Source organism: Tardiphaga sp. GW822-FHT04G09 (assembly GCF_058800725.1).
This window is the reverse complement of sequence record NZ_JBXAMO010000005.1, coordinates 288,956-303,073: the sequence shown is the minus strand read 5'-3', so window position 1 is coordinate 303,073 and position 14,118 is coordinate 288,956. Positions and strand designations below refer to the sequence as shown.

12 protein-coding genes are annotated in these 14,118 nt (G+C 62.6%); 3 read left to right on the top strand and 9 right to left on the bottom strand.

The features are described 5' to 3' along the window. Positions 1 to 2: 2 nt before the first annotated feature. A complete protein-coding gene (locus tag AC1RLZ_RS12740) occupies positions 3 to 1,433 on the bottom strand; it encodes an FAD-binding oxidoreductase (protein WP_493188908.1) in 1,431 nt (476 codons plus the stop codon). A 13-nt stretch (positions 1,434 to 1,446) separates the two neighbouring features. Beyond that, entirely contained in the window at positions 1,447 to 2,226 is a 780-nt protein-coding gene (locus tag AC1RLZ_RS12735) for a FadR/GntR family transcriptional regulator (RefSeq protein ID WP_493188907.1), read from the bottom strand. 289 nt (positions 2,227 to 2,515) lie between these two features. Here AC1RLZ_RS12735 and AC1RLZ_RS12730 point away from each other — a divergent pair, with 289 nt between their 5' ends. Together AC1RLZ_RS12730 and AC1RLZ_RS12725 are read left to right on the top strand one after the other, a co-directional pair. Continuing rightward, on the top strand, positions 2,516 to 3,280 hold the full coding sequence (locus tag AC1RLZ_RS12730) for an SDR family NAD(P)-dependent oxidoreductase (protein ID WP_493188906.1): 765 nt from the start codon (positions 2,516 to 2,518) through the stop codon (positions 3,278 to 3,280). Between the two features lie 212 nt (positions 3,281 to 3,492). Then, entirely contained in the window at positions 3,493 to 4,392 is a 900-nt protein-coding gene (locus AC1RLZ_RS12725) for a dihydrodipicolinate synthase family protein (protein WP_493188905.1), read from the top strand. On the opposite strand, the gene queC is transcribed toward AC1RLZ_RS12725, so the two are convergent. Further along, positions 4,389 to 5,105 carry a 7-cyano-7-deazaguanine synthase QueC gene (gene queC / locus AC1RLZ_RS12720; protein ID WP_493188904.1) on the bottom strand — a complete coding sequence of 239 codons (717 nt, stop codon included), beginning with the start codon at positions 5,103 to 5,105 and terminating at the stop codon, positions 4,389 to 4,391. The genes AC1RLZ_RS12725 and queC overlap by 4 nt on opposite strands. A gap of 119 nt (positions 5,106 to 5,224) precedes the next feature. Here queC and mazG point away from each other — a divergent pair, with 119 nt between their 5' ends. Beyond that, positions 5,225 to 6,040 (top strand): nucleoside triphosphate pyrophosphohydrolase, encoded by an 816-nt coding sequence (gene mazG / locus AC1RLZ_RS12715; RefSeq protein WP_493188903.1) that lies wholly within the window; start codon positions 5,225 to 5,227, stop codon positions 6,038 to 6,040. A gap of 3 nt (positions 6,041 to 6,043) precedes the next feature. Here the strand turns inward: mazG and hflX are convergent, their stop codons facing one another. The 6 genes from hflX to ntrC all read right to left on the bottom strand — a co-directional run bounded on the left by hflX (position 6,044) and on the right by ntrC (position 14,110). Next, the gene (gene hflX, locus AC1RLZ_RS12710) at positions 6,044 to 7,426 is read right to left on the bottom strand and encodes a GTPase HflX (protein WP_493188902.1); all 1,383 of its coding nucleotides are present in this window, start codon (positions 7,424 to 7,426) and stop codon (positions 6,044 to 6,046) included. A 23-nt stretch (positions 7,427 to 7,449) separates the two neighbouring features. Next, complete coding sequence (gene hfq / locus AC1RLZ_RS12705) at positions 7,450 to 7,695, bottom strand: RNA chaperone Hfq (RefSeq protein WP_068731834.1); 246 nt, start codon at positions 7,693 to 7,695, stop codon at positions 7,450 to 7,452. Between the two features lie 187 nt (positions 7,696 to 7,882). Further along, positions 7,883 to 8,740, bottom strand: a complete 858-nt coding sequence (locus tag AC1RLZ_RS12700) for a D-amino-acid transaminase (protein WP_371424647.1) — start codon at positions 8,738 to 8,740, stop codon at positions 7,883 to 7,885. Between the two features lie 45 nt (positions 8,741 to 8,785). After that, positions 8,786 to 10,156, bottom strand: coding sequence for a nitrogen assimilation response regulator NtrX (gene ntrX, locus AC1RLZ_RS12695; protein ID WP_371424648.1), 1,371 nt, complete (start codon positions 10,154 to 10,156; stop codon positions 8,786 to 8,788). A 34-nt stretch (positions 10,157 to 10,190) separates the two neighbouring features. Next, on the bottom strand, positions 10,191 to 12,476 hold the full coding sequence (locus tag AC1RLZ_RS12690) for a sensor histidine kinase NtrY-like (protein ID WP_493188901.1): 2,286 nt from the start codon (positions 12,474 to 12,476) through the stop codon (positions 10,191 to 10,193). A 191-nt stretch (positions 12,477 to 12,667) separates the two neighbouring features. Then, complete coding sequence (gene ntrC, locus AC1RLZ_RS12685; protein WP_493188900.1) at positions 12,668 to 14,110, bottom strand: nitrogen regulation protein NR(I); 1,443 nt, start codon at positions 14,108 to 14,110, stop codon at positions 12,668 to 12,670. Positions 14,111 to 14,118 lie beyond the last annotated feature (8 nt).

Sequence of the window (14,118 nt, the reverse complement as noted above, 5' to 3'; positions counted from 1 at the left end):
CTCTATGCAGGCAGCACCTTTCCGGGATTCATGATGTCGTTCGGATCGAGCATTGCCTTGACGCTGCGGAGCAACCGCAGCTCGGTTGGCTTGGTGACGCGCGCCAGCCGCTCGCGATTGGCAATGCCGATGCCGTGTTCGGCACTGATGCTGCCGCCGAGTGCGACGGTCTCTTCATCGACGATGGTGTTGATGCCGCGGATCGTGTCCTGGATCTGATCCTTCTGGTTCTGCTCCAGGCCGGGGATGATCGCGAGAATATGGATGTTGCCGTCGCCGATATGGCCGTGCATCACGATGCGGGCATCCGGTCGATAGGCGGCGATGCGTTTCTCCACCTGCGTGACGAACGTCGCCTGCTGCGACAGCGGCACGGCGCTGTCATGCGAGATCACGTAGCCGGCCTTCTTGCTGCCTTCCGATACGCTGTGGCGGATCTTCCAGAACGCTGCGGCCTGCGTCTCGCTGGAGGCCACCAGCGCATCGGTGATCAGCTCGCGCTCATAAGCGCCACTGAGCAACGCTTCGAGCACTGCGTTCAGGTCGACCGACACCAGCGTATCGACCAGTTCGATCAGCACATACCAGGGCGCATCCAGCTCGAACGGGATGTTCACCAGCGGCAGGTTCTCGGCGATGACTTCGATCTGTCCTCGCGACATCACCTCGAAGGCGCCGATGCGGTCACCGAGTTCGGTGCGCGCCTGCGCGAGCAGGTCGAGCGCTGCCTCGATGCTGTTCAGCTTGGCGAAGGACACCGCCCTCGCCCGTGGCTTCGGAAACAGCTTCAGTACCACGCCGGTGATGATGCCGAGCGTGCCTTCGGCACCGATGAACAGCTGCTTGGTGTCGAAGCCCGTCGAATCCTTGCGCAGCGCCGTCATGCCGTCGAGGATCTCGCCATCGGGCAGCACGACTTCAAGGCCGAGCGTAAGTTCGCGTGTGGTGCCGTAGCGCAGAACCGCGGTGCCGCCGGCATTGGTGGAGAGATTGCCGCCGATCTGGCACGAGCCTTCGGCACCCAGGCTGAGCGGGAACAGGCGGTCGATGTCGTCGGCGGCCTTCTGGATGTCGGCGAGGATGCAGCCCGCATCCACAGCGATGCTATCGCCGAGGCGGCTGACGTTGCGAATGCGATTGAGGCGGTCGAGGCGCAGCACGATCATGTCGCGGTCGCCGAGCGGCGTCGCCGCTCCGCACATTCCGGTGTTGCCGCCCTGCGGGACGATGGCAATGCCGGCCGCAGCGCAGGCCTTTACGATGGCGGAAACTTCCTGCGTCGAGCCGGGCTTCACGACGGCGAGCGCTTGGCCGTGATAGCGGCCGCGCCAGTCCACCACATAGGGTTCGAAATCGCCGCCGGGGCCGATGACGTGGCGGGAGTCGCCGACGATGCCGGCGAGCGTTGCGAGAAATGCAGCGTGGTCGGTCAATTCACTCTCCTCGTCACCGGAACGAGAGGTCGAGCAGACGGCCTTCGAACAGGCGATCGCGCGACGTTTCGAGATGGTGACGCATGGCCGTGCGCGCCGCTTCGGCATCGCGGTCACGGATCGCTTCGTAGATACTGGTGTGTTCCTCGAACACCTGTTCAAGGCCGGGCCGCGGTCCCATCAGCGACAGGCCGTGCAGCTTCATGCCGACGGCGACATGATCCTTGAGGGCGTTCAGCGAGGTCGCGAAGTAATGGTTGTTGGTCGCCTCGGACACGGCGAGATGGAAGGCATAATCGGCGTCTTCGCGATGCTTGCGCTTCTTCGTCGCCTCGCGCAGCAAGCCGAGCGCTGCTGCCATCTTGCCGAGATTGTCGTCGCTGCGTCGGAGCGCTGCAAAATGCGCGGCATCGGATTCCATGGTGATGCGGAATTCGAAGCAGCGCTGGATGTCAGCGATGGTTTCCACACGCGCGAAACCGAGCGGCTGTTGCCGTGCACGCATCTGCACGAAACTGCCTGCGCCCTGTCGCGAAACAATCATACCATCTTCACGCAACCGGCCGAGCGCTTCACGCAAGACAGGGCGAGAGACGTCGAACATGTCAGCAAGCTCGTGCTCGCCAGGGAGTTTCTGATCGGGTGCGTAGTCGCCATTGGCGATCTGTTGCGCGAGCTCGCCATAGACCTTGTCGACAAGCGAGTTGCCGGTGCTGCGCGGACGCCCCGCGTCAGGCAGTTCAGGGGGATCAATCGGCTTCATGATCGGATGGACCCGGGATTTGTAGGACATGGGCTTACAGGGATCTGGCGGCGGAGCTTTCCTGCGGCAGTCCGATCGCTCGGGAGCGCTGTCGCATGGAAACATTTCCTCGCCTGGTTGCGGCGAACATGCGAGGGCGCGATCCACATGTCAACATGTCAACATGACGAATTTGGGCGAGATCAACTTCATCTCATTGAAATATATTTAGAAATTCTACTTATTGGGCTGCAAGTCGTATTGCGATGCACAAATTCTGACAACTTGTCAGGCCGCGAAAATCATGATCGAAGGCTCGCACAATCGGAAAGGACCAGGCGTGACCAACGGACTGAACGGCAAGGCCATCGTGATCATTGGCGCAAGCTCCGGCATCGGCGCCGCCGTGGCGAAGAAATTCGGCACGCTCGGCGCCCGGCTGATCGTGCACTACAACGGCAATCCGGAAGGCGCCGAAGAAGTGGTCGCGCATATTCGCGCGAGCGGCGGCAGTGCAGAGCTCCTGCGCGGCGATGTGTCCGAGCGTGCTGAAGCGGCGCGTGTGATCGACGAAGCCCATGCCAAGCTGGGCCGCATCGACGTGCTGATCAACAATGCCGGCGCCATGTTCGGCCGTACTTCCATCGCGAACGCCACCGACGAGCAGTATGACGACGTGATCGATCTCAACATCGGCTCGGTGTTCTTCGCCTGCCGCAAGGCCGCCAAGATCATGGAGACGCAGCGTTCAGGCTCCATCATCAACACGACGTCGGTTGCAGCCCGTAACGGGGGCAGCGGTGGCGCCGGCCTCTATGGTTCGGCCAAGGGTTTTGTCTCGACCATCACGCGCGTGCTGGCGAAGGAACTGGCTCCGTTCAACGTGCGCGCCAATGCGGTGGCGCCGGGCGTGATCATGACGCCGTTCCACCAGCGCTATTCGACGGCTGAGCAGCTCGAAGGCGCCCGCCAGGGCATTCCGCTCGGCCGGATCGGCACGCCCGAGGATTGCGTCGGTGCCTATCAATTCCTCGCCGACGAGACCATGAGCAGCTACATTACCGGCCAGGTCATCGAGGTGAATGGCGGCCAGATCATGCCGTAAGATTCTAACCTCTCTCCGCTTGCGGGGAGAGGTCGACGTCCGCATGCGCAGCATGTGGGCGTCGGGTGAGGGGAGCCTGCGAGTGAAACTGAGAGTCCCCCTCACCCGTCGCGGACTTCGTCCGCGCCACCCTCTCCCCGCAAGCGGGGCGAGGGAAACACCAGAGCTTCGTTAGACGAACTCCTGCAACACGCATCCGAAAGAGCCCAACGATGACAGCCCCCTTCCCGACCGGCGTCTATTGCGCTGCTGCCACCCCCTTCAACGCCGACCTGTCGGTAGATCAGGGACTGTTCGCCTCGCACTGCCGGCGCCTGCTCGACGACGGCTGCACCGGCATCGCGATGCTCGGCACCACGGGCGAAGCCAATTCGCTGTCATCGCGCGAGCGCATGGCGCTGCTGGATGCCGTGGTCAAATCGGGGATCGCGGCGTCGAAGCTGCTGCCGGGCACCGGGGTGGCCTCGATCATGGAAACGGTCGAGCTTACGAAGCACGCTGTCGCCAACGGCGTCGGTGCCGTCGTGATGCTGCCGCCATTCTACTACAAGGGCGTGTCCGATCAGGGCATCGTCGACGCCTATACGGCGGTGATCGAGCGCGTCAACGACCCACGCCTGCGCGTTGTGCTGTATCACATCCCGCAGATGTCAGCGGTGCCGATCTCGCTCGATGTTATCGATCGCCTGCGCACGCGCTTCCCGGAGATCGTCGTCGGAATCAAGGATTCCGCAGGCGAGTTTTCCAATATGAGCGCGATCGTAGAACGCTTCCCGGGCTTCTCGGTTCTGGTCGGCGCCGATCCCCTGATGCTGAAGCTGCTGCCGATGGGGGGCGCCGGCTGCATCACGGCGGCGTCGAACCTCGTCGGCCGCGAGCTTGCCACTGTATTTGCGGGCTTCAACGATCCAGCCAAACAGGCAGAGGTTGCCGCTGCACAGGAACGCATCGTGGCGACGCGCAATGCGGTGTCCACCTATGCGCAGCTTCCCTCGCTGAAGGTGCTGCTGGCGAAGCGTGACAACAATGACAATTGGCTGCGGGTGCGGCCGCCGTTGACGGGCCTTGGCGCGAGCGAGGCAGCCAAGGTCCGCGAGTCGCTGCCCGTCTAAACGGCCGTTGCTGCGAACTCGCGCCAGCCTTTGGCGCGCAGTTCGCAGGCCGGGCATTTGCCGCAGCCATAGCCCCAGTCGTGCAGCGCACCGCGCTCACCGAGATAGCAGGTGTGCGAGTGTTCGCGGATCAGGTCGACGAGGCCCTGCCCGCCGAGCTCTTTCGCCAGCGCCCAGGTCGCGGCCTTGTCACGCCACATCAGCGGCGTATGCAGCGTGAAGTTCCTGGCCATGCCGAGATTGAGCGCCTGCTGCAGCGCCTTGATGGTGTCGTCGCGGCAATCGGGATAGCCGGAATAATCCGTCTCGCACATGCCGCCGATGATGTGGGTGATGCCACGCCGATAGGCCAGGGCTGCGGCAAAGGTCAGGAACACCAGATTGCGGCCGGGCACGAAGGTGTTGGGCAGGCCGTCCGCGCCCATCTCGATGGCAACGTCGCGCGTCAGCGCGGTATCGGAGATGGCGCTGAGTGTCGGAATATCCAGCGTATGGCTATCGCCGAGTTTGGCGGCCCAGTCGGCATTCAATGCTTTCACGCCGGCGAGGAGTTTGTCGCGGCTGTCGAGCTCGATGGCGTGGCGCTGACCGTAGGCGAAGCCAAGCATCTCGACGCGCCTGAAACGCGCCAGCGCCCAGGCCAGACAGGTGGCGGAATCCTGGCCACCGGAAAACAGCACCAGCGCGGTTTGATCTGGGAAAGTGTCGCTCATGGGCTGCAGATAGCACTCTGCAGGGCTGTGTGAAAGACAGGCAAAACCGGGCATTTTCGCTGGGCCACACCGCCGTCCTGCGGCATAGCAGAGGCTCCTGCTATGACCCGTGGTGCCTCATGACCCCTTCCCGCGATATCGCCGGCCTGATCGAGATCATGGCCCAGTTGCGCACGCCCGTGACGGGCTGCCCATGGGATCTGGAGCAGGACTTCGCGAGTATCGCGCCCTATACGATCGAGGAGGCCTATGAGGTCGCCGATGCCATCGTCCGGCACGATCTCCACGATCTCTGCGACGAACTCGGCGATCTCCTGCTGCAGGTGGTGTTCCACGCCCGGATGGCTGAAGAACAGAACGTATTCGCGTTCGGCGACGTCGTGGAGGCGATCACCCGCAAGATGATCCGCCGGCATCCGCATGTATTTGCCGACAAGGACGGCAACCTGACGCCGGGCCATGTCAAGGGCGTCTGGGATCGCATCAAGGCCGAGGAGAAGGCCGAGCGAGCCGCGCGGCGGGGCGTGGACATTCCGCCGCCCTCCTCGTTCCTCGCCAGCGTCAAGGCCGGGCAACCTGCATTGAGCCAAGCCATGGAGCTGCAGACAAAAGCCTCCAGCGTCGGCTTCGACTGGAACGATCCGCGCGCGGTGCTGGCGAAAATCCGCGAGGAAGCCGACGAGATCGAAGCCGCGCTCGATCGCGGCGATCAGAGCGAGGTGGCAGCCGAGACCGGCGATCTGATGTTCGCGCTGGTCAATCTCGCGCGCCATGTGAAGGCCGATCCGGAGCTGGCGCTCCGCGCCACCAATGCGAAATTCGAGCGGCGCTTCGGCTATATCGAGCGGGCTCTGGCTGCGAAGGGAAGCTCGCTGCAGGAGGCGTCGCTCGAAGAGATGGATGCGCTGTGGAACGAGGCGAAGGGCGCGGAGTAGCCGTCAGTACTCCACGGGATGCAACACCGCGCCATACTTGCTCATCACCACATCGCGCTTGGTCTCGTCGACGCGCACCACCATGTCGAAATGTCCGTCGTGCAGTTCTTTCACGAGAATCTCGGCATTGCGATGTAGCCAGCTCACGCCCGCGCCATCGGCGGCATCGATCTGCAGATCCAGCGTCACGCGCGCAGCCGCAAGCCGTTCTTCGATGGCATTGAGGAGCGCATCGATGCCCTCGCCGGTTTCCGCGGAAACCATGAAGCACGGCTTCTCCGGCGGACGGCGGGCCGCAATATTGGCGAGGTTTTCGCGCTCTTCCGGCGAGAAACGATCGATCTTGTTCCAGACTTCGAGAATGCGCGCCGATGCATCGGTGTCGATGCCGAGCTGACGCAAAACCTTGTCGACATCGCTCTGCTGCGCGTCGGCGTCTTCGTGCGAGATGTCGCGCACATGCAGGATGATGTCGGCTTCCAGCACCTCTTCCAGCGTGGCGCGGAAGGCCGCAACGAGCTGGGTCGGCAGGTTGGAGATGAAGCCCACCGTGTCCGACAGCATCGCCTTGCCGCCATGGGGCAGCGTCAGCGCGCGCAGCGTCGGATCGAGGGTCGCGAACAACATGTCCTCGGCCTGCACATCGGCGCGCGTCAGCCGATTGAACAGTGTCGACTTGCCGGCATTGGTGTAACCGACCAACGCGACAACGCGATACGGCACGCGCTGGCGGCCGGCGCGATGCAGGCGCCGCGTCGCCTGGACTTTTCTGAGATCGGCCTCCAACCGCGCGATGCGGTCGCCGATCATGCGGCGATCGGCCTCGATCTGGGTCTCGCCGGGACCGCCCATGAAGCCAAAGCCGCCGCGCTGGCGTTCCAGATGGGTCCATGAGCGGACGAGACGACTGCGCTGATAGTTGAGATGCGCGAGCTCGACCTGCAGCGTGCCTTCCTTTGTCTTGGCACGGCGGCCGAAGATTTCGAGGATGAGGCCGGTGCGGTCGAGCACCTTGGCCTTCAGTTCCTTTTCCAAGTTGCGCTGCTGGATCGGCGACAGCGCGCAGTCCATCACCACGATGCCGATCTCGTTCGCCGCGATCAGACCGGCGATCTCCTCGACCTTGCCCTTGCCAAGATAGGTGGCCGGGCGGATCTGGCTCAGCGGCGCGGCGACGGCCTCGACGACGGTGAGGTCGATGGCACGTGCGAGACCGACCGCCTCTTGGAGTCGGGCTTCCGTATCGCGGACATGAGAATAGGCTTGCGCGTCGGCATCGCCCCGCCGTTCGCGCAAGTAAGGACCGACCACGAGAACGCGGCCGGTCGATTCGCTGCTGGCCGAGGGTCGGTCGGCCGCATTGCCTTCGAAGCTACGAAATTCCAATCAAGCGTCTCTCAGGAGTTCGCTCAAGCCGGATCCTCGCCACCCTCAAACAGCTGAATCGGTGCGCCCGGCATGATGGTCGAGATCGCATGCTTATACACCAGCTGCGAGTGTCCGTCGCGCCGGAGCAAAAGACAGAAATTGTCGAACCAGGTGACAATGCCCTGCAGTTTGACGCCGTTCACGAGAAAGATCGTGAGCGGAGTCTTGGTCTTGCGTACGTGGTTGAGGAAGGTGTCCTGTAGATTCTGTGCGCGGTCTGCCGCCATTTTTTTTAATCCCGCAGTCTGTTTTGTTGCTTTTTTTGAACCCGGCGCAGCCCTCTCCGGAGCCTTACCAAGCCGCCGCGCTTTCCCCTGAGATCCCCCTCCGGGAGCGCGACGACCTGATTAGACGGCAGGCGCGCTTTTTAGGCAAGCCGGAACGCGGAATTGGTGCCTAAAAGCGCGGCAAATTTTAGGAAATCGCCGCGAATTTATGGAATTCCTGCCTCAGACGCGTCGCGATACCACCAGGCTTGCCGTCACCTATCTGTTTGCCGTCGATGTTGATGACCGGCATCACGATCTGACTCGCCGACGAGACGAAGGCTTCGGCGGCGTCATAAGCCTCGGCTGGTGTGAAGTTCCGCTCTTCCAGTTTGAGCTGCATCGAGGCCAGAACCTCGATCAACACGGCTCGGGTAATGCCCGCAAGGATGCCGCGCTCAGCGGTGCGTGTGACCACTTTGCCGTCTTTGGTGACGATCCAGGCGTTGCATGATGCGCCTTCGGTGACAAAACCGTCGGCGTCGACATACCAGGCTTCGTAGGCGCCCTTGTCGCGGGCTTCCTGGCGCGCCAGCACATTGGGCAACAGGCCGACCGTCTTGATGTCGACGCGCGGCCAGCGATTCTCTGCCGTCGTGATCACCTTCACGCCCTTGGCGGCAGTCGCCTGGTTCTTGGCGAAGTTGAGCGATTTGGCGGTCACGACCACGCTGGGCTTCACCTCCGGCGACGGGAAGCCATGATCGCGATGGGCGACGCCGCGGCTGATTTGCAGATAGACGATGCCGTAATTGATACGGTTGCGGCGGATCACTTCCTGCATCACCACCTTGAGCGATGTCAGCGGCATTGCCTCGGCGATGCGCAATTCCCGTAGTGAGCGCTGCATGCGCGCAATATGGCGGGGAAAGTCGACCATCTTGCCGCCGATGATCTCACAGACTTCGTAGATGCCATCCGCGAATTGATAACCGCGGTCCTCGACGTTCACCGCGGCATCGCGCAGGTTGACGTACTGACCATTCACATAGGCGATGCGCGACATGTTCGTTCCGAGGCTTGGGTTGAAACTTGAGTTGACGTGAGTGTTTTAGCCGACGCCGAGCGCCTTGAGCTTGCGGTGCAAGGCCGAACGCTCCATGCCGACGAATTCAGCGGTGCGCGAGATATTACCCGAAAAACGGCTGATCTGCGCAATCAGATAATCGCGTTCGAACACTTCGCGGGCTTCGCGCAGCGGCAGGCCCATGATGTGCTCGCCATTGTTGCTGGTCGGCATCGACGGCACCATCGAGCCGACGTCCTGCGGCAGCATGTCGGCGGTGATGATGACCTCCGGTCCGCCGCCGGCCAGGATCATGACGCGTTCGACGTTGTTGCGGAGCTGGCGGATATTGCCCGGCCAGACATGGGACTGCAGGACCGCCATGGCGTCCTCGCCGATCTGCCGCTTCGGCAGACCGGTGGCGATGGAGATCTGCTCCATGAAATATTCGATCAGCTCCGGAATATCTTCACGGTGCTCGGACAGTGGCGGCACCCGGATCGGCACCACCGAAAGGCGATGATAGAGGTCCTCACGGAAGCGACCTTCGGCGATTTCCTCTTCGAGATTGCGCGCGGTCGACGAGATGATGCGGACATCGACATTCACCTTGGTCGTGCCCCCTGCCCGCATGAAGGTCTGGTCTACCAGCACGCGCAGGATCTTGTTCTGGGTCTCGCGCGGCAGATCGCCGATCTCATCGATGAACAGCGTGCCGCCATGGGCTTCTTCCAGAGCGCCTGCCTTGCGCGCCTGTTCGCCATTGGTTTGCTCGACGCCGAACAGTTCGACTTCCATGCGCTCTGGTGTAATCGCTGCGGCGTTGATGACCACGAACGGTCCAGTGGCACGGGCGGAAGCCGCGTGCAGCGTGCGCGCTGCGAGCTCCTTGCCGGCGCCCGATGGGCCGACGATCAGAATGCGGCTATTGGCCTTGGCAGCGCGATCGATGGTCTGGCGCAGCTGGTTCATGGCGGCCGAGCGCCCCGTCAGCGAATTGGCGATCGGCGCGAGCTGTTTCAGTTCCTTGACTTCGCGTTTCAGCCGCGAGGTCTCGAGCGCACGCGTTGCGACAAGGATCAGGCGATCGGCCTTGAACGGCTTTTCGATGAAGTCGTAGGCGCCGCGCTTGATCGCGGCGACGGCAGTTTCGATATTGCCGTGGCCGGAGATCATCACCACAGGCAACTCGGGATTGTCGCGCTTGACCTGCTCGAGCAGTTGTAGGCCGTCGAGCTTGCTGCCTTGCAGCCAGATGTCGAGAAACACCAGGCTCGGGCGGCGATTGGCGATCTCCGACAATGCGGAGTCGCTGTCCCGCGCCGTGCGCGTGCTGAATCCTTCATCGTCCAGAATGCCCGCAACAAGGTCGCGGATATCGGCTTCGTCGTCAACGATCAGAATGTCATTTGCCATGGCTCAAAATATCCTGGTCATGTTTTTTTTCTTGTCAGCTGCCGGTAGCGGCTTTGATCTTGCGTTCGTCATCGGGTGTCGCGCCAGGTTCGCCCTTGTCCGCGTCAGGTTTCTGACCGGACACCGCGAACCGCAACCGCATCCAGGCGCCACGCTGTCCCGGGCGAATGTTCGAAGCATCGTTCAGTTCGATACGGCCGCCATGATCTTCCAGAACCTTGCCGACGATGGCGAGACCGAGGCCGGTGCCCTTCTCGCGCGTCGTCACATAGGGCTCCAGCAGACGCGAGCGACTGACGGTCGGCAGGCCGATTCCGTTGTCGATCACGTCGATCACGATGTCGTCGTTGTCTCTGGAAGCGATGACGTCAATGCGACCTTTTCCGAGTTCTTCGGCAGGAACCACCTCGATGGCTTCGGTCGCATTCTTGATGATGTTGGTGAGCGCCTGCGAGATCAGCCGGCGGTCGAACCGCGCGCGCATCGGCTCTTCCTTGATCTCGGCGGAGATATCCAGATCGGGATGACCAACCCGCATCAGGAACACGGCCTGACGCACGGTGTCGGCGACGTCCTCGCCTTCGATCACGGGCTTGGGCATCCGCGCAAAGCGCGAGAATTCATCGACCATGCGCCTGATATCGTCGACCTGCCGGACGATCGTGTCGGTGCATTGTTCGAAGATCGCCTTGTCATCGACGATCACCTTGCCGAACTTGCGTTTGATGCGCTCGGCAGAGAGCTGGATCGGCGTCAGCGGGTTCTTGATTTCATGAGCGATGCGGCGCGCCACGTCGGCCCAGGCCGAGGTGCGCTGCGCGGAGACGAGTTCGGTGATGTCATCGAGGGTGATGATGTAACTGTCGCGCGACTGGCTGGTCTGTTCGGCGCTGACACGGACCGACAGGTTACGCTCCTGCCCGTCGCGGGTGATTGTGACCTGCCCCTGCACCAGCCGCTGCGATCCCTCGCGTGCGGTCTGCATCAGTTCGTCGAGCTCCGGGATGATCTCGTGCAGCGGGTGACCCAACGTCTCGGACTCCGAGTGACCGACAAGCTTCTCGGCGGAGCGGTTGAGAATGCCGATCATGTTGGAGCCATCGACACCGATGATGCCAGCGCTGGCCGATGACAACACGGCCTCGATGAAACGGCGGCGGCTGTCGATGACGTCGCTGGCGCTGACCAGTTCGTCGCGTTGCGTACGCAATTCCTGTGTCATCTTGTTGAAGGTCTCGCCGAGATGGGCGAGATCGCCCTCGGACTGGATCACCGGCACTTGCACATGCAGATCGCCCGTCGAGACCATGTTCGCCGCGCCCATCAGGCGGCGGATCGGCGCCACCAGCCAGTTGGCGAAATTCAGTCCTATCAGCACCGACGACATCAGCACCGTCAGTGCGATCACCGTGAACATCAGCGCGAAGGCCACCTGAATGCCCAGCCTTCGGGATTCCAGTTCAGCATATTCGGCGACGCTGGCCTCGGTCTGTTTCAATTGCGCGACCACGCGTGGGTCGAGCAATCGCGCCACATAAAGGAAGGTGTTGTCGAAGGCCTTCAGCCGGATCACGGCAGCGACGTAATTGCCCTCCGGAATGATGGCGATCTCGGGCTCGCTGTCATTGACGTTTTGCAGAAATTCGGGCGCAGGCGTCGTGAAATCCTGACGGATTCCGGTTTGCGCGGATTCAAGGACGTTGCGATCCTTGTCGATCAACATGGCGCCCGGCAGATTACGCGACGCCGCGTTAGCTGACAGCAGGCTGCGGAAGGTGCCGCGGTCCTGGTCGTAGAGGGGACGGATATGGGCGAGATCATTGGCCATGCCCAGGATATCGCCGCGGATCAGCTGTGCATGCTCATGGACGTAAGCGCGGGCGACGGTCAGTGAATTGCCGATCACGGCACGGGTTGGGCCTGAGAACAGTCGGTCGAGGCCGCGGTCCAGCGTCACATTGGCGACGATCGACACCAGCACGGCCGGCAGCACGGCGATCACGGAGAACAGGCTGACAATCTGGACGTGAAGGCGTGCAGCAGCCCTGCCCCGGCGGCGGGCCTGGACCACTTTCCAGACTTCACGGGCGATGATCAGGACCAGCAGGAGGACGCTGGCGGCATTGATCAGCAGGAAGGTGACGACGACCTGATGGGTCGGCGCCATCGGCGTCAGACCATTCAGGACGACGAAGGTCAGGCATGACGAGAGGAGTGCCAGGCCGACGGCCAAAGGCACGAACAGCCGCCGCAGGGACCACCTGCGCGGCTCCGCCATCGATGGTTCATAGGCTGTAGCCGACGTGTCTGCGCTGGTCATTCCGACAATGTGGTGAGCGTGGACGCCGTGCGGCTGCCGGGGCAGCCCGGACCGCACTGATGCAATCATACAACAATGTTGCTCAATTACGACAAATCCGCGGCGCAGACCAGCAAACGAAAGCGCATCTCCTGCGTTTTCGTTTGTTTTTGCGTCTCAAACCCTGGAATTGCTCGATCTCGCTGCCGCGATCAGCCCCCGGTTCGATAGACCTGAATGTCGAGGTCGCGAATCTTCTTCCGCAGCGTATTGCGGTTGAGGCCGAGCAGATCCGCGGCGCGAATCTGGTTACCCCTCGTCGCGGCCAGCGCTGCAGTCAGCAGTGGCACCTCGATCTCGCGCAGAATGCGGTGATAGAGGCCGGGCGGCGGTACGCCATTCGGGAAGCTGGAGAAGTGCGAGGACAGATAGACCTCGACAGCCCCACCGAGATTATCCACGCCGGTCGGCACGTTACCACCCGAGGCCACAGCGGGCGGTGCCAGTTCACCGTCGATAACCGAACCAGTGATGACATCCTGCGGATAGAGCGCTGCCAGACGGCGGGCGAGGTTTTCGAGTTCGCGCACGTTGCCGGGCCAGCGATGCTGCTTCATGCGCTCGAGCGCGAGAGCGTCGAGCTTCTTCGGCGGCAGGCCGTCCTTCTCAGCGAGGGCAAAGAAGTGCCGGATCAGGTCCGGCAGATCCTCGATACGCTCGCGCAGCGGCGGCAGGCGCAGCGGCACGACGTTGAGGCGGAAGAACAGATCTTCGCGGAACAGACCCTGCTGGATCAGGATGCGCAGATCCTTGTTCGAGGCGGCCACGATGCGCACGTCGGTCTTGATCGGGGTGCGTCCGCCGACGGTCGTGTATTCGCCCTGCTGCAACACACGCAGCAGACGGGTCTGGGCTTCCATCGGCATGTCGCCGATTTCGTCCAGGAACAATGTGCCACCTTCGGCCTGCTCGAAGCGGCCGGTGGCGCGGGCATTGGCGCCAGTGAAGGCGCCGCGCTCATGGCCGAACAGTTCGGACTCGATCAGATCGCGCGGGATCGCCGCCATGTTGACCGCCACGAACGGGCCGTTGCGGCGTTTGCCGTAGTCATGCAGCGCGCGGGCCACCAGTTCCTTGCCGGTGCCGGACTCGCCGGAGATCATGACCGTGAGATCGGTCTGCATCAGGCGGGCGAGCACGCGGTAGATTTCCTGCATCGCCGGCGAGCGGCCGACCAGCGGGATCGAGTCGAACTCACCATCATCGGCGTGGCTCGCGACACGTTCCTTCGGCTCGGCCAGCGCACGACCGACGATTGCGATCAGTTCCTTCAGATCGAACGGCTTCGGCAGATATTCATAGGCGCCGCGCTCGGAGGCGCGGATCGCGGTCATGAACGTATTTTGCGCGCTCATCACGATGACCGGCAGATTGGGACGCATCTTCTTGATCCGTGGCAGCAGATCGAATGCGTTCTCGTCGGGCATCACCACGTCGGTGATGACGAGATCACCTTCGCCCTGGCTGACCCATCGCCACAGCGTGGCTGCGTTTCCGGTCAGACGAACCTCGTATCCGGCGCGCGACAGCGCCTGATTGAGGACGGTGCGGATCGCCGTATCGTCGTCCGCGACCAGAATGCTACCTGCAGCCATCGTTAGTC